Here is a 24077-nt window from a genome sequence, read left to right on the forward strand (position 1 = left end):
GATCTTGAGCGGCGTTGCCGCAGCCGGGCGGGAAGTTGAAGTGCTCGACGGTACGGATATCAAAGGTAAAGAGACCGCCGATGGAGTAACAGGCATCTGGAATCTGCCCGTTGCAAACCTGAGTAACGCCAAGCACAGCTTCACCGCCAGATATGTGGAACAACCGGCCTTGGTATCAGCAGCCAGAACGCTGACAGTAACGGAAGCTACCGCTCCGACATTGACGTCAGTCAAAGGCTCACCGAGCGGTTTTGAAATTCCACAAGGTGGAGAAACTGCGGAAACAGCCGTGACACTGAGCGGCGTTGCCGCTAAAGGCCAGAAAGTCGAGATATTTGACGGCGAAGTATCCATACATCAAGCATCAGTACATGCTGATACCGGAGCATGGAACCTGTTCATTGAAGATCTAAGTGAAATAGTGCACAGATTTACTGCTAGAGGTTTATATGGCAATGCTGAAACTTCAGCACCTTGGGCAATAACGGTAAGCAAGAATATTGACGACTTCACGGACTTCACCAGTGGCAACTGGAATAGTTGGACAAATATCATTTCAGGCCGAGGAGAAATAAAAAATACACTTGGAGAATTTTACTGGGCAAACAACCTAACATTTCTCAGGCCTAACGAACGCGTAGGAATCAAGAAAACTTATAAAAAACTGAAGCGAGGAGGCTATCAAATAAGTTTTTCATACAAGTATGATTATGTGGAAATATCTATACCCGGTCACTTAAGGGTGGATTTTAATGGCCAGCTTGCTCATCACCTTGACGAATTACCAGCAAACAATATATGGACAAGCACTACGAGCACTTATTATTACAACGCCGAAAATCAGGATGTTGTTATTGAAATAAGCTGTAGACACAACAGAAATCAGACCTTGTCGGTTCCTATAAATTTCGACAACATCACTATCAAGAGACTTCCATGACCAATTAAAACATCGAAGGTCAAGTTGGTTTTATTTAAAGACAAAAGGGACGGATTTATTTACCCATTGGTTTAAACAGCGGAGCTTGATCAAGATTTTTCTGCTGACCGGGATGGCCCCTTTCGCGAGCAAGCTCGCTCCCACAGGGAAACGCATTCCAAATGTGGGAGTGAGCTTGCCCACGAAGGGGCCAGTGAAGTCAGTGAGAATTGCCTTTTAAACTCAGGCGTTTATAAGACACCTTCAGACACGCCTTTCAGGCTACAAATTCTTGCGCCATTGCCTACAGCTACGCCAGAATCCGCCGGCTTGTGCGCTTTGGGGTCGGGTTCTATTGTGGGTCGGTCGCTGACGAATCAGCGATCGGGTTTAGCAGCCCGGTTATCTCTAGACGCACAAAGTCGGTTGCCGTTATGGCGGCTTTGCGTGGGGCACTTCGGTGCGCCGGGTTCTAGAGTCCTGGTCTGCTAACCCGCGCACAGCCGCCACCCCCTTCGTTAGCAGCGAACGGTGGTAGCTTCACCACTCTAGAGGCTTTACCCATGATCAAACCAACACCCAACCCACCCGAAATCGACTCCACATCCCCCTACGAATCCCTCGATTCAAAAAAACTCCACGAAGCCGCCGACCGCGCCCTCGATCACTACCTCTGCCCACCCGGCTCCACGCCACCACCGCGTAAGACCCGCCGGATGTACGCCGTCACCGCCGACTTCAAAAACGAGGAACTGCTGGCCGATGCCAGCGAAACCCTCGCTTCGGCCAGAACCATCGCCCATGACTTCGCCCACCTCATACCCGCGTCGCAGCGCAGGACGCTGTTGGGGATTGCGCAGCTGATCATGCTCGGCGAGCTGGCGGTGAATCGGGTGATGGATAATCTGGAGTTGTAGGATTGAGGCAGCCATGGGAAACACTTGCTGATTGATCCGGTGTCACTTCTGGCCCCTTCGCGAGCAGGCTCGCTCCCACAGGCTCTCCGCGAATGCAAGTGTGTTTGTGCAGACAAAAAAAGGGCGACCAACCGGTCGCCCAAACGTACTACACGAGAGTCTTTTACAACGTCAGTTGCCCACGCTCCTCTTCGGTCAACTGCTGTTTCGCCTGATCATCCAGCGCCCCGGCGCCCAACACCTGCACCGGGCTGTTCGGGTTGTAACCCGGTGCCGGTGCACGGCTGGCACCATCGCGGGACGGCGCAAGCTGTTCGTTGCCGAAGCTCAACACCTGCACGGTGAACACCGACGCCTGATTCTGCCGCGCCGCCGCTTGCCGCTGACGAGCGACGTCCTCCGCCGCTTGCGTCGCCGACGATGCCGCCGAACTGGCCGAAGTAATCGCCCCGGTATTCACCGCCGACACCACCGGCACACCGGTCGCCTTGCCCTGCACCGAAATGTTCGCGGCGTTGACCACCGTCAGCGCGGCGATGTTGACGTTGCCCGATACGCGAATCCCCGCTTCGCCGGCATCGATGGTGCCCAGCGGCGCGATCAGGTCGATGTCGCCCGGCGCCACTTCGGCGATCGGGTTGAGCGTGGCGATACCCGCGCCGGTGCTCGGCACCGACGGCGACAGGGTCACGTTGCCCCAAGTGTCGTAAACCCGTTTCGGTGGGGTGTAGACCACAGTGGTTTTCGAGCCACGACCGGCGTTGATGTCGCCCTCGGCCGACCAGCCGAGAATCGAACCGCCAAACGTGGTCATGATCCGGCTCTGGCCGAGCAAAATGCTGCCCTGCGAATAGAGCTGAATATTGCCCGAACCCTGAGTGATGATCCCTGCGGTGGACGGTGGCGCCGCGCCTTCGATACCGAACACCTGACCGCCGCCCGGGGTGAGCATCTGGATGTCGCCGCCGAACAGGGTCTTGACCCCTGCTCCGCCGTACAGCGTGATGTCGCCGTCGTAACGGATCGGATTGCCCGCCACATCAGTGGTCGGGAACAGCGCGGCAATGGCGTTGCGACCGCGTAGATAACTGCCTTTACGCGGGCCATCGACATCGTTGTACTCCAGGCCGCCGGCGCGCAGCTCGGCGAAGTACACCTGCCGCGCGAAGATCGCCTGCTCGGCGCTCGGCAGCGCGGCGTAGAACGCTTGGGCCTGTTCGTCACTGCCGTTAAATCCATAGCCGAGGGTCAGCCAGCTCTGCAGTTCGTCGAAGTAGGTCCTGACCACTTTGCCCGGTTGCGCACTCAGCGACTGGTCAGGGTTGGCGAGGTTCTGGCGATTCAGATAATGCGCGATAAAGCGTGAGTAATCAGGCCCTTGCGCGCCCACACCCGCCTGCATGACCACGCTGGCACCAGGGCGGTTGTCACCCGCCACTACCGGCCCGATGCTGGTAATACTGGCGCGGTCCTCCATCAGGATATTGCGTCCGGCATTGATGTCGAGAACGCCGGGACCGGCGATGTCGAAGCTGCTGTAGAGAATGTCGCGGCCCGCGGATACCCGCGAAATATCTCGCGGATCGTTATGCACGAACAGGTTGCCGGTCGACGCAATGCTTTCGCTACTCGGCGAGCCCATTTCGGCGTTGGGCACGATCGTTGGCTGGCCGAGGAATGTACCGGACGCAACGATGTCGCGCCCGGCCAGCATCGACACCGGGGCCGCCGCTTCGTACCAGGTGCGTCTGGACAGGTTGAACGTCAGCGTTTCACCGCTGCGCACGCCCACCAGATCACCGGTCAGGGCATAGAAACGTGCCGGTGCCTGCACATCACTCAACCCCGAGTAACTGTTGGGCCCAAAGGCAAACAGCGGATAGCGCACATTCTTGTCCGCTGAAACACCGTCACTGTTCAGATTCGTCATGATTGGCGTCGCCGACGTACTGCTGCCGTAGCCATTGAATGCGGGAGCGAACGGCGTGGCGATGGCCAGTGGACTGGCGCCCGACTGGTTGATCGCATAGCCGCCGGCATAGATCGAATCCTGCGCCAGCAACTCCAGTTGCCCTGCATTCGACGGCGCCAGCAGCAATGAATAACTCGTTGCCGGCACTACGCCGCTGCCTTGGCTGTACACCGCTGACGGCCCGGCATAGATCGAGCCTTGCGCAGCCACTGCGCGCAAGATCGACGGATAGACAAAGCGCCCGTCGGTCGGCGAGGTATTACGCGCAGTCACGGGACCTTGCCCGGTGGTTTCGCCCAGTTGGGTGCTCGGCGTCAGATTGCCGCCCGCTGAAAACAGGTCGATCGCGGTGTGATCGGTCCACAACGAGAAGCCGCTCAAGCCGCCGCCGTCGTGTACGACGCCGTCATCGGTGGTAAACGGCGTAGAGTTCTGCAAGCGTACCCGGCCCGGGTCCGCCGCCCCACCCAGTACCAGATCGCCACGGGTATTCAGGCTCATGGCCGAGTCGCCCGGGATCAACACCAGGCCGCCGGAAGCGCTGCCCAGCGTGGCCGTAAACGGATCGTACGGGCGGACTTCACGAACGTCCTGAACGGGAGCGGCAGCGCCATACTGAAGATTGATACCACCCAGCGCACCCCCGGTCAGTTGTGCGACACCGCGCAGGTTGATCAACGCACCTTGCAGATCATGTTGCGCAACACCGACGCCATTTTGTCCCGCCCGGGCCTGCAGCGATGGGTTGACCGAGCCACCGACACGGATGTCCATGTCGCCGCCGCCGGTCAATTGCAGAGTACCGTCGCTGCCCACACGTCCGGTGCTGCCGACTGCCACAATCAAGCCCTGCCCACGAGGATAAAGGTTGCTGTTGCCACTGCCGCCCATGGCCTTGAGCATGCCGGCGTCAGCACCGGCGCGCAGGCTGATGTTGCCGCCACCCAACGTCCCGAAACCGGTGAACCCCACCAGGAAGGGGCCAGTGTCGACGCTTTGATCCGGCAACGGCTGAGTCGCGTAGCTGCCGAAGTTGATCCACCACGCGGTCGGCACATCGCTGCTGCCGGTGCCCTGACGCCAGAGCCAATTGCCCACGGCCACACTCGGCACCTGTTCCGGGGTATCCATGTTTTGCGAGTACCCGCGGCGACCCAGCACATCGCCGGAAATCGAACCGCCGGCATTGATCGTCAGGTTGCCACCCATTTGCGGGTACCAGGCCTGATACAGGCTGTCATTGCCACTGACCCATTTTTCGTAATCGCTGCCGCCACTGCCCAGCACCGAGCCGTTATCCGACAGGCTTCCGCGCGGCTGGTTGTACAGCGGATCGACGTCCTGCGACTGCGTGCCGGCGGTGTACACGCCGAACGGTGAATCCATGCTCAGATCGCCCGCGGCGAGCACGTCCAGATCGCCGGTGCCGGTGCGCAACACGCTGAACATTTGCGTGCGGGTTTTGACGGTGATGCCCGGTTTGTTTTCCACGCACAGTTCCGGGAACGCACCGCACCAGGCCGCCACGTCATCGTCGCTCATCGGGGAGCCGGCAGGCATGCCCAGCCAGTTGTCCGGCGCCCACGCCCAACGCGGCGCCGGCACGCAAGAGTTCGGCGCCCAGTCACACCAGTCTTTCAGGTCGTCAGGCACTGGCTCACCGGGAGTAAAACCACCCAGGTTGCCGTCGCCCCAGACCAGCGTCGGCGGTTTTTCCGTCACCTTCAAGCCGTAGTGGGTGTCGGCCAGACGCAAGTGCCCATCGCTGGAAAGCGGCTTGATCGCGCGGCTGTCCGCCGCACTCAGATCCGCACCCGCCACCACGCGCATCGACCACGACGCACTGCCGGCCGGCAACATGCTTGCGACTGCCCAGTTGCGCCCCTGTTGCGTGCCGCTCAACGGTCGCAACTCAATGAACGCGGTGCCGTCGGCCAACACGACATCAGTCATCGACGGGATCAGCGAGCCACGCAACAGAGCAAGCGAACCGCTCAGGCGCACGCCCTTGATCGCGTTGGTGCCCGCCTCGACGTTGCCTGGCAACGGCACGCCTTTGGGCCAGCGCACGGCGCCGATCGCCGTCACGTTGTTCAAGCGGATGCCCGCGCCAAGGCGACTGCCCGCCGGCAAGGTCACGCTGTCGGCAAGCAACGTACCGGCGGCGTACAACAACTGGCCCGTCGCATCGTGTACCGCAGCGGCCAGCACTGTGCCTGCGCCCAAGGTATACGGTCCGGCCAGGGTCGCCTCGGTGGGCAACAGGGTCCCGGCGGGCAGCGTCGCGGCTTGCAGCGGCACGTCGTAGTTCAACGTGACACCGGCCGGGAACAGCGTGCCTTCGGCCAGGGTCACGCCCGCCGTCGGCACGATCAGGTCGCCACCAAACGGCTGGATGCCCGGCAAGAGTTTCCAGCCGGCATCGTCGACGGTTTCCGGCGGCGGCGCGAAGCCGTCGTTGAGGCTGCCATGAATATCGAGGTTGCCGCCGGCTCGCATCACCAGACTGCCCGCCTCGCCCGAACCGTACACAGCGGTTTTCTGCGTATGCGGATTGAGGCTGGCATAGCGGTAGCCGGACAAGTCCACATCGCCCTGCACCACCAGATCGCCGTCGGCGGTTTTGCTGGCGATTTCCACGCCCGGCCGTAAATGGAACGCATCGGCGTAGGTGGCATTGTTCAGCCCCGCCAGCTTGTTCTGCAGCAGGTTGCGGTTGGCCAGCGCCGCGTCGATGAACGCACTGCTGTCAGCATGGATGCGGTCGAAGTAGGCCTGATCGATCACCTGATACGGCCGTCCGCTGGCCGCCGGGTCGACACCGTCGGTGGCATCGGTATAACGCCGCGTGGCGTTAAGGCCAATCGACCGTGCGCCCTGAATGCTCAGCGCACCGCTGGCATCAATGGCGATGTCATCGACCCCAAGACGCGGCGCGTTCAACTCCAGCGTGCCGCGCAACAGCCCGTCGGACTGCCCGGGCAAGGTGCCGCGCACGGCATCGGTGCCATGACGCAGATCAATCCGCGCACCGGCGCCAAGGCTCAACAGACCCGCAGCGGAATTGAGCTCAACCGTCGCCCGGTTCGGCGCGTCGATAATCTTGCCGTAGCTATCGACCCGCAGCACACGACCATGGGCGTCGAGCACGGCGTTGCCGGCCAGGGTCAGGCCGTTTTGCGCCGACAGGCGAATGTTGCCGACCCGCTCGCCGCTGGCATCGATCAAACCCGCGACGGTCAGGCTGCCGTTGTCCACCGAGACGTTCACTTCGCCAGCCTTGAGTCCGTCGCCAATCAGCAGATCACCCTGCTTGAGTTGCAAGCTGCGACTGCCGAAGACCTGACCGGCATTCAAGCGCTGGTTGAGGGCGGCAAACTGCTGACTGGCATCACCGTTCAGGTGCTGGGCGCGGATGTCCACGCCTGCGGATTTGTACGGCACCCACGTGCCGCCGGCATCGTAATGGCCGCTGCTGGTTCCGAGTATCTGGCCTTGCAGATCAACCATGCCCGCATCGCTGGCCAGCGCGACGGCACTGAGGGTGCCGGCCTGATTGTTCTGCGCCGAGAGGTCGATGCGCGAACCGGCGGCCTGACGAATATTGCCATGGCTGCTGTACAGCGCCACATCGCCGCCCCAGCTGTACTTGCTGACATCATTGAACGGCAAAGTGCGGCCGGCCATGTCCACAGACGCGCCATCGGCGAGGGTCAGATCGCCCTCGGATTTCACCAGCAGTTTGCCGCTGGCCAGGGTGATGCGGCTGTCCAGCGCGATGCTGCGGGCATCGAGCGTCAGTTCCGCGCCCAAGGCATTGGCGGCCGCTGGCGTGCCGGCGCCGGTGAGCGTCAGGTTGTTGCCGGCCTTGAGCAGGTTTATCGAAGCGGCCTCGCCCGTCAGCAGCGGCGTGCGCAGGTTGAGATTGCCGCCGCTGTAGACATAGCCCTTGACCGGATCGTAAGCGCCCTGTTCCTGGTACACCGCCAGGCTGCCCTTGTGATTGGCGGTGATGCGCTCACTGGCGCTGAGGTTGACGTTGGCAAAACCCAGCGCCAGCCGATTGTTCTGCTCCAGACCGCTGGCCTGCGGATTCGGGCCGTAACCGAATTCGATGCGCTGCGCCTGAATATCGAGGGTGCCGCGGCCCGTGCCGGCGCCGCCAGTGATGACGGCGCCGGGATCCTGGCTGGCGCCGTTCCAGATCAGATTGGCGGTGCGAATGGACGCCACATCGGCGCTTTCACCCAAGCCGTAAATGGCTGGCGTGGTGAATATCAGGTTCTGCAATTTACTCACGCCCGTCTGCGCGTCCAGCGTATCGAGGCTGACGTTGCCGTAAAAGTTGAACGCATCGCGGCTGGTCAGGCTCAAGGTTTCCAGCGCGGGCGCACCCAACTGCGTATCGCCGCGCAACAGGCGATCGAGCACACTCTGGTTCAGCGTCAGACCGGTCGGCACGCGGCTGCCGGCAGCGCTCAAGGCTTCGGCGCTGCCAGCGTTGACGGCGCCGACAGCCAGGGCCAGATGGCGGGTGCCGAAGCGTACCGACTCATCGAGTTCAAACTGCTTGTCGGTGGCGGCGGTAATGCTGCCGTTGGAATAGAGCAGCGTCGGGTTGGTGCAGACGGTCGTCGGGCACTTGCCAATGCGAATGTCGCCCGCACCGGAAGTACCGTCCGCTACCGCTGGCGCCAGGACGTTGGTCCAACCGTTCGACACCATCAGCAGCGCGGCCGCCCCCGGCTGGTAGATGAAACCACTGCTGGAGTCGTACGGCGCGTTGCCACGGCCCAGGGTGTTGATCCCCGAACCGGCTTCGAGGGTAATGCCACCATCGCTGCGGGCGGTGCGCAACAGCACCTCGGGCGCCGACAACATCGCCCCCTCGCGCAGGGTGATCGACGTCGTGTAGCCAGTGAACGAGATGATATTGCCCGCGCCGCTGTAATCGATCAGCGGTTGCGCGCCGAGGGTCAGGCGGCCGGCATTCAGACCGTTGAGGCTGTCGGCATACAGCGACACGCCAGTGAAACCGTCGGTGCGCGAATGCCCGGCACCGAGAATTTCAAAGTCCATTGCCCCGCGTACCGTGGCCGTTCCGACCACCCCGCCGGCGGCCGGGGCGAATAACGCGCGGCCGTTGAAATCCAGGGCAACGTCCTGCTCGGCGCCTGGCATCAAATACAGATTCAGCGATTTGCCATCCATCGGGGCCAAGGCCCGGGGCACGCCACGCCGTGTCGCGTCACTCTGGATGAATTGGCTGAAACCGGTCTCGTTGTACTGCGAATAACGGCGCAGGACATCCGCAGACGTCAGAATGACCTGGCTGGGCAGGCTGTTACGCAGCCCGGTGTTGGCAATCGACATCTGCCCCGAACGGGTCCACGAACCATTGCGCATCTGCAACGCGTCGTTGCTGACGCCTGCTGTGGCCTGACCATTGACTTCGACCCGGAACGCCCCGGGCAGCAAGGCAAAGGTCGAGGGCAGTAACGTGTAGGTGCCCGCCGCCAGACCCGGCACGCCGGCACCGAGGGTAATCTGCTGGCCGATGCGCGGATCGACCGCCCCGGCCTCGGCGAGCATCGGCGCGTAGGCACTCTGATTGCCCGGCACGATGGCGTACACCGGATTGCTGGCAAGGCCGGGCAGGCTGAAGGTGCCGTCATTGGCGTTGCGCACCAGCGGGTTGTAGCGGGCATCGGTGGAACCGCCGCGCCCGGAGACAAACCCGGCGCCGCGCAGATCACCGCCACCGGACAGATCGATCAGCGCGCCGCCCTGCACATCGACGTAGCGCGAGGTCAGCGTCACGCCGGCGGTATCCGCACTGATGCCCTTGAGCTGAACGGATTTGCCAGCGTAGCGATAGTCGATGCCGTCGGTAGTCCCGCCATACGGCATGAGCAACCCGGCGGCGCTGACCGAAGTCACGCTGCCTGGCAGCAAATGCAGCTCGCGGGTATTGACCACCGTTTCACCGCCAAGGCTGATCATGCCCAGCGGTGCGCGGATCACCCCGCCTTGTTCAATGCGCCCGGCCGCCAGTGTCAGGTTGCCAAACACCGAATACGGCAACGCGGCCGGTGCGGCCCCGCTGCTGCTGATGCGCAAGGTGCGAGCCGGATCGGCACCGGGAATCACGCTTTGGTAGCCCACCCGCACCTCGGCGGTGACATCGCTGGCAGGATAGATCTGCGCGGCACGCAGGTTGAGGTCGCCCGGTGTCCACAGTTCGGTTTTCTCGACATAACCGGTCGGCGCCAGAAAGCGCAGGTCACCACGGCTATGCAGGGAGACCTGATCAAAGCCACGACGCGTCACCTGCAAATCCGCACCCGTGAGCTGGACAATATTGCCCGCGGTACCGAACGACAGGCTGTTGCTCAGGTCCAGTTGATCCGCACTGGCATTGAATTGCCCCATCGATACACGCGTTGTCGGCGTGTTCATCACCCGTGGCCGAAGGTTGCCCGGCGCCTCGAAATACTTGCCCGTCCCCGACAGGCGCAGGTAGGGCGCAGACAGGTCGATACGCGCATTGTCTTGCGCGCCTTCGGCCAGCGAAATCGCGCCGGCATACAAACTCAGACTTTGCTGCATGTGCAGATTGACGTCACCGTCGAACGACAGCAGGCCGTTGCTCAGCACACTCAGATTATCGAACCCGCCAGCCATCAACTGGTCGGCACTCAGGCGGGCACGCCCGTATTGCAACGCGGGCGCCGCTTCACCCGGTTGCACATCGGCAGGCAACAGGGCGTCAGCGGTTTGCTGGCTGATGATGATTTCGCGCGGCACGCGCACCTCATTGCTGGCATCACTGCGCAGATAACTCGGCGTCTCCAGAGCGATTTCCAGGCGCCCACCCGCCGCGCCGACGCCACCGGCCGCCGCGCGCAGGTCGCCGTCGATGAACAGGCCGTTATAGGAACTCAAGGAAATTCGCCCGCCGTCCGTAGCGACCGCCGTCGGCCCCTGCCCGGCGATATCCAGCAGCGCCTGCGCACCGGAAGCATCAAGCCGCGCGCCATTGCGCACGACGACATAGGCATCGGCCGCCGTGGCGGTGGCCTTCTTCGCATCGGTTTCACCGCCAATGATGATGCTGCCGCCCTTGCCCACCAGCCCATATACCCGGCCCAGCGCATCCACGCCCGTGGCAGCGCGGCCGGCGACATCGAGCACGGCGTGGTCGCCAATCCAGATCGAGCGGTTGTGGGCATTTTTGTCGGCGACTTGCGAGGCCTCGGCGACATTCATCGAGCCGAACTGCTGCTGGCGAATGTCGATGATGCCGCCCCAGGCGTGCAACTCACCGTCGACGGTAATCTGTCCGGCGCCGCGCACGTTGATGCTTTGCCCCGGGTCGACACTGATGCGCGAGCCCTGGCCAAGGGTCAACGCATTACGCGCAGGATCGCTCAACGCCACCTCGCTGGAACCGGCCTGCAAGCTCAGGCTGGCACCCGCGCGTTGCGTCAGTTGCGCCTTGGCCGGATTGTCCTGATAGAGCGTCGGCGTCCACAGCTCCAGCGCCTGTTGCGGGGCGACACCGCTGGCCTGACTGGCTGCCGCGTCAGCAAACCGATAAACCGGCATCAGCACGTCGATCAGCGTGTTGTCCGCAACGTCGAGACGGTTGAGCCCGATCAGGTTGTAGGCCGAAAAGCCTTTGTCGAACAGATCCGCTTGCAGCTGCAAGGTATTGTCGGCGAGGTCTTTGTCGGTCTGGCCGATCAGCACGTTGCCGGCCTGAATCAACAGGCTGCCGCCGCCCGTCACACCATAGCCACGCAACTGGCCAGCGAGGCGCAGATGACTGTCACCCGGCGCTGACAACGCACTGGACTCCAGCGTCATGTCGCCGCCCTTGCCCCCCCGAGTCTTGCCGTTGGCCAGGAGCGCGCCGCCGGAGGACACGTCGAGCAGGCTGCTGGTGCCGATTTCGATGTCGCCGCTGCTGCGGATCGAAATGACGCCACCGTCCAGATACGCAAGACTGCTCGCGTCATCCGGGTCAGTGCGCAAGTTGCTCCACAGCCCCCGGGTGTCCAGTTGCACCTTTTCCGCCACGCGAACACCCGTGGTCGTGCCCGCAGGCGCAACGATGCGGGTATCGGTGACACGGTCGGTATTGAGCTGGTTGAGCACGTTGCCCACATGCAGGCTGCCGCCCCGTGCAATCAGGTCGGCGTTGACCTGCACCTGCGGCGCGTAGAGGGTGATATCGCCACCGTTGCCGACCGTCACGGCGCCGTCCACGTCGATGCGCTCTTTGGCGGCGACTTTCAGCGCGCCCAGTTGCCAGTCACTCAGTTGTGCAGCATCGAGAAATAGCTTGCCATTGCGCGCCTCGGACACCACGCCGGTCAGGCCCGCGTCCGCGTCATTGTCGCCGAGCGGACGCTCAATGCCGATCTGCACCTGATCGAGCAACGGATTGAGGCCATAGAGCACGCCACCCGCCGCCGCGACGTAGGCGGCATCGTAACCACCGACGATCAACTGCCCGCGCCGCGCGAGAGCGGTCTGACGCTGCGCGTAGCCATCGAGCACGGCACGCGGCGCCTGAGTCTGGCGCTCGCCCTGATAAACCTCCCCCAGCAGTTGCCCGTCGAGCAGCGCGTTACGGGTGCCGATCACCAATTGCCCGGCATCGCGACCCACGGTGTAGCCAGCCTCCAGGCGCTTGGTTGGTGCGATCAGCGGGTTGTAGTAATAGCTCGTCTGCCCCCAGCGTTCGCTGCTGTCTTCATAACCGTTGTACAGACCGCTGTAGAGCAGATCGCCCGGCGCCTTGGACAATTCGTAGAGATGCCCATCGGCACCGCGCAACCAACTCTGGCGAATCTCGCCACTTTGCACATCGAGCGTGCCGCCAGACAGGTTGATCAACGAGCCCTTCTCGGACACCACGTCATTGCCGGCGAAATTTACCGTCCCGCCCAGGGCCATCCATTCACCGATGCTGTGCCCTTGGGTGCCAAGGTAACCACCGACTTCGAGCAGACCACCTGCTGTGTACCAGCGATCCGTGGCGTAACCGTTGGTGCCGGCGGGCACGTAGACCAGCTCACGCACGTCAACCCAGACGTCGTTGCTGTTCAGCGCACCTTTGTCGCGGTTGCCCGAAGCGTCGCGCTGTTCGTTGCCCTGCACATTGATCTTGATGCTGTTGGATTCCATCGCGACTTTCACGCCGATGGCGCCGGAAACGTCGATCAGCGCGCCGTCGCGCACCAGGCTGCGACGCTGCGCGGCCACCGCGATTTGTCCGCCCGTGGCCAGGGTAATCGAACCGTTCTGGAACTCGACGCTGCCCCCACTCTGGATGTCGATGCGCGACTGGTCACTGCGAATCGAATTGGTCGGGGTAACGGCGGTCAGTGCGGACTGATGCTGGCTGTCGAGGGCCGTTAGGTCACTGCTGTCGAGCATGATCGCCGTGGCACTGCCCTGCCCCAGCGTCACGCTGCCTTGGGTGTCCGTCGCCGGGTTGAGCAGATGAATCGTGCCGCGCGTGGCGACCGATGTGCTGGCGAGTAATACGCCGTTTTGCACGACCTCATGGCCGGTCAGGGTGATGTCGCCGGTCGCGGCCTGAATCAGACCGTTGTTGCTGACCTTGCCGGCAACGCTGGCGGCTTCGAAGCCCGGCGTGACTTCGTTGCCGAACGTCGTGGAGAAGCCGTTGCCTTCGGTGCCCGCACCCTTGCGAATGTAAAAGCGATCCCCCGCCCCCAGCACGGTCTGGCCCTTGGCGGTGTTGATGCTGCCGTCGTTCTGCACTTCGCTGCCCAACAGCAAGGCATAACCGCCGGCGTCGGTGGACTTCGCCGGTCGTGCGGTTTCGATGGACGCCCCGCGCTCCACCAGCACTTTGCCCGCCGCGTCGGTGAACGTCGGCTGGCTGGCGCTGCTGTCGAAATACAGGCCGCGATCACGGAACTGGATATCGGTGATGTTGGCGGCGGCTGCCACCAGGTTGCGCACGTTGACCTGACTGGTGCCGCTGAAGACGATGCCGTTGCGGTTGATCAGCATCACCGTGCCGTCGCCCTTGATCTGCCCCTGAATCTGACTGGCCCGTGCACTCGGATCGTTGACCCGGTTGAGCACCGCCCAATTCGCTTGCTGGGCAAATTCAACGCTGGTGTTACGCCCGACGTTGAAGGTTTCCCAGTTGAGAATGGCTTTGTCGGCGGTTTGCTCGATCTTCACCGTGGTCTTGCCGTCGGCCTGAGTCTGTTGCGGGCCTTTGGCGTTCTGCCAGCCCTGGGTAAGGCTGTTGTCGACCTTCAGCCCCCCCTCGGCCAAACCGTCCGGAACAAACTGCACCGAACCCAATGCTGTCGCGCGTCCGGCCGCTTGCGCCGCTTGCTGTGCAGCAATCGCGGCGACGGTGTTGTTCAAGGTCTGAATCGACCGCTGCAGCTGTTGGTTGGCCTTCTGCTGTTGCGCCAGCGGCGGCGTCATCCCCGGCAAACCGCCGGTGCCGGGCCGTGCAGCACTCGCCTGCTGCGCCGCGCCCTTGGCGGCAAACCATCCCGAACTGAAAGCAGTGGCCGCCTCGGCGCTGCCCGCCACCAGACACAAGGCAATCGCCTGCGCCAACGGCTTGAGCAGCCACAGCGCCGGATCGACGACAAGACGCTGTTGAGGCTGAACACGGGTACTGCGACGGGATGGGCGAGCGAGCATCACTACGAGATCCTTTTGAGTTGCCACACGAGGCCGCAGGTCGGGTGGACCCTGCTGTTATGACGTAGGCGGTTGGCGAAGGCCGCGACCGAACGGATGTCACACAAACTTCATGATTGAGGAGTAGATCGGCCAAAAAAAAGCAGCAGCCCGAAGGCTGCTGCGATTGCATTGCGACTGAAGCGAAGCTTACAAAGGACGACCGATAGCGTTGCAGACGCTGGCGTTGTTGATGTCCAGGTTGTTGCCCGAAGAGTTGGTGACGAAGTTGGCGGTCACAGCGGCTTTCCAGTTGGTTGGAACCGGAGTGAAGCTGTGCGCGATGGTGGCAGCGTTGTTGCCCGGGTTGCTGTAGTGAGTGGTCAGGAAGCTGCGTACATCATTGGCCACGGTTGCATCCTTGTAGCACTGACCGAAGATGAAGTTGGTGTAAGCGACGATCGGGTAGCCGCTCGCCGGGTTAGGCACAACCGGTACCCACTGCGCCGGGTTGGCAGGCGCGGCTGGCAGAGCGGCCGAACCCAATGCCAGGGAAACGTTGGCAGTGGTTGGCTGCACGCCGTTGACGCGGGCAACAACAGCGTTGCTCGCAGCGTTCACACCGTCCGGACCGACGTAACCGATCGAACCGTCAACGGCGTTGACCTGGGTGGCGACGTCAGACGTACCGGCAACACCCACCCAGTTCGCTGGCAGTGCGGAGCCGGCTGGCAGGCGAGCGTTGGTGAAGGTGGAGTTGGTGGCGAACTTGGTCGGGCAGATCGAGTTCAGGTGGCGAGTGAGGATTTCCGAAGTGCCGCTGGAAACGTTGCGATAAACAACGCGAATCGGCGTGGTGTCGGCAGTACCCAACAGCGCACCCCAAGTGGTTTTGGCGCCCGAGAAGGCATCACACAGCTGAGTGCTGGTCAGGTTCAGCGCGGTCTGGCCAGACTTTTTGTACGGAATGGCAACCGAAGTGGCCACCGAAGGCAGTTGGATCAGCGGGCCGTACGAAGCGCCGTAGGTGCTGTTGTAGGTGCTGATTTCCGTAGCGCTGAGGATCGAGTCGCTACCGGCGAAGTGCACCGAACCGGTGGTGCTGAACAGCGCGGAGTTGTTGGTCAGGAAAGCCGTTTTGCCAGTGCCGCTACCGGTGCCCAGGTAGCTGAAGTTGGCTGGCAGGATGCTGTTGGCAGAACCTTTGTACAGAGCGGCAGGCAGAGTCGCGCCACCACCGGTAACGTTGGCGGCCATGGCCTGGGCGGAAGCCAGAGCGGCGACGGTCAGTGAGGCGGCGATCAGAGTGCGCTTGAACATGAAGAATCTCCTTTTCAACTGGGTTGTGAACACAGGTTTCGGGGTTGCTTGCATGACACTGGGAGGACTCACCGGGGCCCTCGCTAGCGCTGGCCTTGGTTAAGTCGCACTGAGAAATTCGCAGTTTCCGGTGACAGATAAAGGAAAAAACCTCGGGAGCTGTGAGGTGTTTCCGAAGGGATTTTCTCGGGTGTTTGTCGGGTGCTGCGCAGCGTCTGGGGCGGGGGTTTGGCTGAATCGGGCTGGAGGCGTTGGCGGGTGGTTGCAGATGACAGAAAGGAGAACCCGAGGATGGTTTTTTTGAGGGTCGGGTGATGGTCGAATGCGCTGTAAAAGTTTCACAGATTCTTTTCCTGAGCTGACCTTATCGCGAGCAGGCTCACTCCTACAGGGGAACGCATTTCAAATGTAGGCCTTCGCCTGCTCGCGATGAGGCCCTACGCAACAACAGCCCTATTGGACCAGTTGATTGATCTCAATGATCGGCAACAACACCGCCATCACAATCACCAGCACCACCCCGCCCATCACCACAATCATCAGCGGCTCCAGCAACGCGGTCATGCCCATCGCCCTCCGCTCGATATCACGCGACAGGGTTTGCGCCGCACGCTCAAGCATCGGTGGCAGTGAACCGGTTTTCTCGCCGCTGGCAATCAAATGAATCAGCACCGGTGGAAACACATTCTCCACGCGCAACGCTGCCGCCAGGTTCACACCCTCACGTACCTTGGCCGTGGCCTCAGTGACGCTCAAACTCAAGCGATCATTGGACAAGGTCTGCCGCGCCGCCTCGAGTGCGCGCAACAACGGCACCCCGGCGCCGCCGAGAATCGCCAGAGTCGAAGCGAATCGCGCGGTGTTCAGGCCCAGAATAAAACGCCCGAACAGCGGCAACTTCAGCACCCGGTGATGCCAACTCAAACGTGCCGCCGGATTGCGCAGGTACAGGCGCCAGCTCCAGAACGCCCCTGCGATGATCGCCGCACACAACCAGCCCCACGCCCTTATGAAATCACTGGCGTTGAGCATCGCCAAGGTCAGCCCCGGCAAGTCCTGTCGCGCCTGGGAAAACGCGCTGACCACCTGCGGCACCACGTAACTGAGCAGGAAAATCACAATGCCGATCGACACCAGACCCACCACACCCGGATAGATAAACGCGGTGAGAATCTTGCCGCGCAGGTTGTTGCGCTCCTCGATGTAATCGGCCAGCCGCTCCATGACCTGCGCCAGATCGCCGGACTCCTCGCCAGCCGCAATCAACGCGCGATAGATCTCAGGAAAATCCCGTGGCCGCGCCGCCAGCGACTCAGCCAGACGCATGCCACTGCGCACATCCGCACGCACAGCGCTGAGGGTGTGGGCGATGTGCTTTTTTTCGGCCTGTTCGACCGTGGCACTCAGCGCTGCTTCCAACGGCAGACTCGCGCCCAACAGACTCGCCAGTTGCCGCGTGGCCCAGGCCAGATCGTTGTCCGAGAGCTTGGCACTGAACAATCCACCGCCACCATGCTGGGCAACGTTGCTTTCCTTGTGCACCGACAACGCGGTCAACCCGCGCCCGCGTAATGTTGTGAAAGCGGCGCTTTGACTCTCCGCCTCAAGGTGCCCGGATTCGATCTTGCCAGTGGCATCAGCAGCTTCAAAACGATAGCGATTCATCAGGCGTCCCGTGTCACACGCAAGATTTCTTCAGGCGCGGTGGCGCCGCTACGGATCCAGCGCTCACCGTCCTCGCGCAGGCTGAACATCCCGGCCTTGGCGGCTGATGCGCGCAAGGCCTGCTCCCCTGCCCCTTGATGAATCAGGGTGCGGATGTCGTCGTCGATGCAGAACAATTCGTGGATGCCGGTGCGGCCGCTGTAACCGGTTTGATTGCACGCCGGGCAACCGACCGGGCGCCACGTCCCCGGTGTCGCCGGGTCTTCCTGTTTGCAGTGATTGCACAGGCGCCGCACCAAGCGTTGCGCAAGCACGCCGAGCATCGACGACGCCAGCAGAAACGGCTCGACGCCCATGTCGATCAAACGGTTGACCGCCGACACCGCGTCGTTGGTGTGCAAGGTTGCCAGCACCAAGTGACCGGTCAGCGAGGCTTGCACGGCGATTTGCGCGGTTTCGAGATCGCGGATTTCACCGATCATGATGATGTCCGGGTCTTGGCGCAGAATTGCCCGCAGTGCGAGGGCAAAGGTCATGTCGATCTTGGCGTTGACCTGAATCTGACTGATGCCAGGCAAGTCGTATTCCACCGGGTCTTCCACGGTGAGAATGTTGCTGGTACTCGCATCCAGCCGCGCCAGTGCGGCGTAGAGGCTGGTGGTTTTGCCGCTGCCGGTCGGCCCGGTGACCAAGACAATACCGTGGGGCTGGCGGATCAGGTGATCGAGTTTGGCCAGCACCTGCGCGTCCATGCCCAGTGTTTCCAGATGCAGGCGCCCGGCCTGTTTGTCGAGCAGACGCATCACCACCCTTTCGCCATGCCCGGTCGGTACCGTTGAAACACGAATATCGATCGGGCGCCCGGCCACGCGCAAGGCGATGCGACCGTCCTGCGGCAGGCGTTTCTCGGCGATGTCGAGCTGAGCCATGATCTTGATCCGCGACACCAACGCACCGTGCAGAGCCTTGCGCGGCGAGACCACGTCACGCAACGTGCCGTCGACGCGATAGCGCACCACGGAATGGGTTTCGAACGGTTCGATGTGAATGTCACTGGCCTCGTCGCGCGCCGCCTGCGTGAGCAAGGCGTTGATCATGCGGATCACCGGCGCGCCGTCCTGAGTATCGAGCAGGTCGGTGATTTCCGGCATGTCCTGCATCAGGCGGTCGAGGTCGACTTCGTTTTCTGCCGCGCCGACCACTGCCGCCGCGCTGCCAGTGTCGGCATAGGCAGCGGCGAGCAAACCGTCGAGTTCGTCATCACGTACGCGTTGAATCGTGGTCGCACCGAACTGCCGCCGCGCCTCGCTGATCGACCAGCCCGGCGTTGACGGGCAAACGGTCAGCACGCCATCACACAACAAAATCCGCTGCGCCTTGGCCCAGGCGTAAGGCAGCGCACTCATCTCATGCCCTCCCCAATCCCTGTAGGAGCTGCCGAAGGCTGCGATCTTTTGATCTTTGGTCGTTTGGGTCCGTCGAAGAGCAGGATCAAAAGATCGCAGCCTTCGGCAGCTCCTACAAATCGGTTTTCCAGATCAAGAGGCGATGGCGGAATCATTGGATGGGCACCGCTTTGATAGTGGCGCGCGGACCCGACCCCGGTAAAACCGCCGGTACGCCCTGCGCCGCTGTCGGCAACTGTGGCGCCTGCATGTCCGGCATTGCCCAGCTGCGCTCCGGCTGCAAACCACCCTGGGCGCGGCGCATGAAGTCGTAACGGTTGAGGGTTATGCTGCGCCCCGCTTCGCTGTCGCGAATGATGTACGGACGCAGAAAGACCATCAGGTTGGTCTTGGTAATCGCCCGGCGCTCGTTGCGAAACAGCGCGCCAATCCCCGGCAGACTGCCCAGCCACGGCACCGCGTCATTGCTCTGGCTATAACCATCCTGCAGCAACCCGCCGAGGACCATGATCTGCCCGTCATCAAGGAGGATGCTGGTGTCGATCGCGCGTTTGTTGGTGACGATCCCCGCTGACGTCGAACTGGCCGAAGCCCGCTCATCAATGCTGCTGACTTCCTGATAGATATCGAGCTTCACCGTACCGCCCTCGGAAATCTGCGGGCGCACGTTGAGCTTCAGTCCAACCTCTTCCCGGGTCACAGTCTGGAACGGGTTATTGCTGGTGCCGCCACCGCCAGTCACGTAACTGCCGCTGACAAACGGAATGGTCTGGCCAACAAAAATACTCGCCGCTTCGTTGTCCAGGGTCAGCAGGTTCGGCGTTGACAGTACGTTGGTGCCGCCCTTGCTTTTCAAGGCCCGGGCCAGCACCTTCAGGTCAAGAATCTTGCCGATGCCGGGAATGTCGACGGTGCCGTTGACGTAGCCCAGGTTCAAACCCTGCGGCAGCACGTCGATGCTGGTCTTGCCGTTGGTGTTGATCCCCGAACCACCCAGATTCGCGCCACCGATCACGCCTTTGCCGCCGAGGTTGCCGGTCTGCCATTGCACGCCGAACTCACTGGCATCGTCCTCGCCGACTTCGACGATCAGGCTTTCGATCACTACTTGCGCGCGGCGCTGGTCGAGCAGATCGATCACCTCGCGCAGGTTGCGATACAACGGCTCCGGCGCGGAAATCAGCAAGGTGTTGGTGGTGGCGTCGGCCTGAATCGTTACGCCGCCGGCACTGAAGGCGACGTTCTGTTCGCTCGCCTGATTACCGCTGCTACTGGTGCCGCCACTGCCTTGTGCGTAACTGCCACCGGCACTGCCGCTGCTATTGCTGGTCGATGTCATGCCGCTGGTTTGCGTGCCGCTCTGGCCATTCTGCCCAGCGCTGCCGCCGGTACTTGCGCCCATGGCACTGAGCACCGACCGCGCACTGTCACTGGTGCCGCTATCACTTTCGCCCGTGAGCAAACCGCGCAAGGCCTGCGCCAGTTTCGCCGCTTGGGCGTTACGCAGATAAACCACGTGCAGATTGCTCGGATTGCTCTGCGCGTTATCCAGTTTGTAGATCAGGTTGCGCGCCAACTCCGTGCGCTCCGGGCTGCCGGCGCGAATGATGATGGTGTTGGAACGCGGGTCACCGATCACGGCGATTTTCTGCGTCGGATCATTGCCCGGCGCATCGAGCAAATCCGCCACCATCGGCGCGATGTCAGCTGCAATGCCGTTCTGGATCTGCACCACATCGGTGTCAATCGCACTCGGCGAATCAATGCTCGCGATCAACTGCGCAACGCGGGTCAGGTTCTCGGCGTAATCGGTGATGACAATGGTGTTATTGCCGGGATAGGCGTTGATCGGATTATTCGGCGAAACGATCGGCCGCAGCACCGGAATCAGGTTCACCGCGTTCTCGTATTGCAGGCGAAACGTGCGCGTGAGCATGCCATTGCCCGCCGGTTTGTCAGCGCTGTAGATCGGCCCGCCGAGCAACTTCGCATCCGCCTCCGGCACCACCTGCGCGACACCGCCGACATCGACCACACTGAAACCCTGCATGCGCAACGCCGCCAGCAACATGTCGTAAGCCTGCCGCGCCGGCACCTGACCTTCCGAGACCAGCGTCAGCGTGCCCTTCACCCGAGGATCGACCAAAAACTGCTGCCCGGTCGATCGCGCCAACGCCCGTACCACCGCTTGAATATCGGCGTCGACAAAATTCAGCGTCACTGGTTGATCACCCAACGGATTGCTCGGCAACGCGATGCCCGACGACGCCGCACCACTGCGCGCACTCTTGCTGATGTTGTGCAATTGCTTGGGCGCCGGGCGCGCTTGGGCCTGTGCGCGTTCGCGGTCGAGCACCGCGTCGCCGCTACGCTGGGTGTTGGCCAGCGGCCGCCCGAGTTCACTGTCGACCAGCAATGGCGGCTGGTTTTGCGGTGTGCTGGTGTTGCTGCACGCGCTCAACGCCATCAGCAACATCGGCAACGCCAGACGTGCCGGTTTGGATCCTGACCCCTTCATGAAGCTTCCTTAGCGCCCAGCGCCTGATCCATGCGAACGGTGCCTGACAAAGTGCCGGCGGTGACTTCGGTCGAGGGGTTGTCTGCGCGTTGCAAACGGGCCTCGACCACTTGCAGAGAAAGTTGTGCCGGGTTGCTCAACAGCCAGTCGAGCACGGCATCGGCCGGCGCCGCGTCGAAGGTCAACTGCCAGGCACCCTGTGCCTCCTGTAATTGGTAATGCCCCGCCAGGCCACTGGCCTGAAGGGTCTGCTCCAGAGACTGCGCCACGCTTTGCCCGTCCGGGCGCACGCTGACTTCGCGCAGCAGCACTTCCAGCGCTTCGGTCTGCGCGCGCAGCTTTGGCGTCTCGGTTTGCCAATAGGTGATTTTCCTCAGCGGCGGCTGGATCAGCGCGACCCACAGCAGCAGGCCGATCAGCGCTATGGCCATGCCGGCAACCATGCGTTTTTCACGCAGGGCCAACGGCTGCCAACGCGCCTGCACCTGAGCTTTGAAGCGTTGCCACTTGGCGCGGTACAGCGCGAGCGAGGCCTTATTCATCTTCTTCTGCTCCGCCGCTGTCATCGCTTTCACTTGGGCTGGCTTCAGTGGCCGGACGCAAGGTCCAACCCTCGTCATCGGCAGTGACGCTGATGCCGGCCTGGGCCAAGGTGCTTTGCCACTCCTGATCATTGCCGCCACGACGGGCTTCACTCAGCAGACTCAGTTGCAAGGCACCGTCGACAAACACCAGCCGCTCGACACTGCCGGCCATCGACGGCATACCGCTACCGGCCTGCAACACCAGACGATTGAACGTCTGCGCCGGATCATCCGCCGCGCCCTTTTGCCGCGCCGCCAATTGCTGACGGGCCTGTTGCAACGGGTTGAGGATCACCGGCAACTCGGGAAAGGCCTGCTTTACCCGCAGGTTCATCTGGGCTTTCAGCTGCTGGCCCTGACTCGCCTCACGGGCGGCATACAGATTCAAACCGATCACCCAAACGGCCACGGCCAACGCTGACAGGGCGATTGCCCTGCCCCAGCCGCGATGCTCGGTTTTTTGTTGCTGGACCGCGCCATGCAGCCCCCAACCGGGCAACGGCCCAGTCCAACGCTGCGCCTCCGCCATCGGCAGTTCAGCGCCCGGCGGCGGTTGATCACCGATCCAGTGCAAAGTGATGCCCGGTTCCCACACAACACCGTCGAGTCCGTCATCGAACAACGGCTGCACCCGCGCCACTTGCACGCTATCGCGCAACAACAGATGCCCGTCCTGCACGCAAGCGACGGTGCCGGGCAGCACCGGCAAACGGTACGGCGCCGGGTAGAGACCGCGCAGGTTCAACCCAGCGCTTTTCAGCAATTGCCCAAAACTCAATAACTGCTGCCGAGGCGCCCAGGCGATCTGCACCTGCCCGGCCTCGTCCCGCGAACTGTGCGCGATGTGCATCTCACTGCTGTCGCCCAGCATCAAGGCCTGCGCCGCACACTGCACCGCCGCGACAATCTTGTTCGCCGGCAGCGGTGGCAAATCGAGACTCGCCAAAAGGCTGTCAGCCGGGTGCAGAAAACACACCAGCGGCGGCAGTTTCGACAGCTGACTCAACTGGCTCAGGCTGAGGCGTTCTTCCCGCGTGACCTGGCCCTGACGATCCAGCCAGGCGCAATGCAATTGACTGTGCAGATCCAGCTCCGCCAAGGGCGGCAACGCCACTTTCAACTGGCTCATACGCCCACCCGCGACCAAATCACCTGCGGCAAGCGGTCCTGGCTGCGATGCAGCAACGCCTCAAGACTGACCCGCCGCTGATCGCGCCGCGCCTCACCGCGCAGGCGAAACCAGTCACTGGTGATGCCGACCTTGACGCTGGTCAGCTCCAGTTGCGGCAGGCGCAAGCGGTTAACGAAATCGCCACGGTTGATAAACCAGCGCCCGGCATCGCGCTCGGCGATCAGCGCATTGGCACGCTCCAACGACAGCCCCGGCACGTAAGCAGCCAAAACTGGCGCGGTGGCGGTGTTGCCGTTGAGCCAAGTGGTTGCGGGGATCACCGTCAGGTACGGCGCCAGCTTGCCCATCACCGCCTCATTCACGCCGTCGACACTGCGCAGATCATCGATGCTGCGCAGCATCGGCAGCGTCGGATTCTGCGGTTTGTGTGAAGCGTTGGGCGAAGTGGCGCGACCACTGTCGAAACCACTTTTCGGCGCCTCGGCCATCTGCGCTTTCAGCAGTCGCGGGTACGAGGCAATCACCCGCTGACTGATGCGCTGACTCAACCCGGCGCTGACCCCGATCAACTCACACAAGCGCTGAAACGCCGCGACCTGCGCCTCATCCACCCGCTCATTGGCCACCAAATTGCGCAGGTTGAACTTGCCCTGCTCATCCTCCAGCCGCCCTTCAAAACCTTGCGCGGAGAGCCGCTGCGCCCACGGCTGATCGAGCCGGGTCAACGGATCGCGTTGACGTGCGTCCCACAGCAATTGACGGCTGATCTCCAACCCGCCCAGCACCAGCCAACGCCCCTGCACACGCTGCTGATCCGCCTCCAGCGCCCGGGTCGACACGCTCTGGCGCGTCAACATGCCCGCCGCAATCACCGCCACCACGGCCGCAATCAACAACGCGCTGATAATCGCCATGCCCTGTTGCTTCGCCCCCTCAGGCGAGCGGCTGTTCATGG

General features: G+C 62.4%; 9 protein-coding genes and 1 pseudogene. 2 read left to right on the forward strand and 8 right to left on the reverse strand.

All coding sequences use genetic code 11. The features are described from left to right. Positions 1–940: pseudogene (locus tag ACM6JQ_RS13335) on the forward strand (hypothetical protein); the annotation flags it as partial. A gap of 542 nt (positions 941–1482) precedes the next feature. Beyond that, positions 1483–1836, forward strand: coding sequence for a DUF6124 family protein (locus ACM6JQ_RS13340; protein WP_414893972.1), 354 nt, complete (start codon positions 1483–1485; stop codon positions 1834–1836). Between the two features lie 163 nt (positions 1837–1999). On the opposite strand, the gene ACM6JQ_RS13345 is transcribed toward ACM6JQ_RS13340, so the two are convergent. The 8 genes from ACM6JQ_RS13345 to gspK all read right to left on the reverse strand — a co-directional run bounded on the left by ACM6JQ_RS13345 (position 2000) and on the right by gspK (position 24075). After that, complete coding sequence (locus tag ACM6JQ_RS13345; RefSeq protein WP_414893973.1) at positions 2000–14518, reverse strand: filamentous haemagglutinin family protein; 12519 nt, start codon at positions 14516–14518, stop codon at positions 2000–2002. A 189-nt stretch (positions 14519–14707) separates the two neighbouring features. Then, entirely contained in the window at positions 14708–15817 is a 1110-nt protein-coding gene (locus tag ACM6JQ_RS13350) for a substrate-binding domain-containing protein (protein WP_007918196.1), read from the reverse strand. A gap of 453 nt (positions 15818–16270) precedes the next feature. Next, positions 16271–17482: a type II secretion system inner membrane protein GspF gene (gspF, locus tag ACM6JQ_RS13355; protein ID WP_095111415.1), complete on the reverse strand. Its 1212-nt coding sequence runs from the start codon at positions 17480–17482 to the stop codon at positions 16271–16273. Continuing rightward, positions 17482–18888 (reverse strand): type II secretion system ATPase GspE, encoded by a 1407-nt coding sequence (gspE, locus tag ACM6JQ_RS13360; RefSeq protein ID WP_007918200.1) that lies wholly within the window; start codon positions 18886–18888, stop codon positions 17482–17484. Before gspE ends, gspF begins: the two co-directional genes overlap by 1 nt. Before the next feature lie 151 nt (positions 18889–19039). Next, a complete protein-coding gene (gene gspD, locus ACM6JQ_RS13365) occupies positions 19040–21406 on the reverse strand; it encodes a type II secretion system secretin GspD (RefSeq protein WP_414893974.1) in 2367 nt (788 codons plus the stop codon). After that, positions 21403–21948 (reverse strand): type II secretion system protein GspM, encoded by a 546-nt coding sequence (gene gspM, locus ACM6JQ_RS13370; RefSeq protein WP_414893975.1) that lies wholly within the window; start codon positions 21946–21948, stop codon positions 21403–21405. Before gspM ends, gspD begins: the two co-directional genes overlap by 4 nt. Then, entirely contained in the window at positions 21941–23119 is a 1179-nt protein-coding gene (gene gspL, locus ACM6JQ_RS13375) for a type II secretion system protein GspL (RefSeq protein WP_414893976.1), read from the reverse strand. The genes gspM and gspL overlap by 8 nt, the downstream gene beginning before the upstream one ends. Then, positions 23116–24075 carry a type II secretion system minor pseudopilin GspK gene (gene gspK, locus ACM6JQ_RS13380; RefSeq protein ID WP_414893977.1) on the reverse strand — a complete coding sequence of 320 codons (960 nt, stop codon included), beginning with the start codon at positions 24073–24075 and terminating at the stop codon, positions 23116–23118. The genes gspL and gspK overlap by 4 nt, the downstream gene beginning before the upstream one ends. Positions 24076–24077: the final 2 nt, after the last annotated feature.

It is taken from the genome of Pseudomonas sp. IT-232MI5 (assembly GCF_949767845.1).
Classification (GTDB): domain Bacteria; phylum Pseudomonadota; class Gammaproteobacteria; order Pseudomonadales; family Pseudomonadaceae; genus Aquipseudomonas.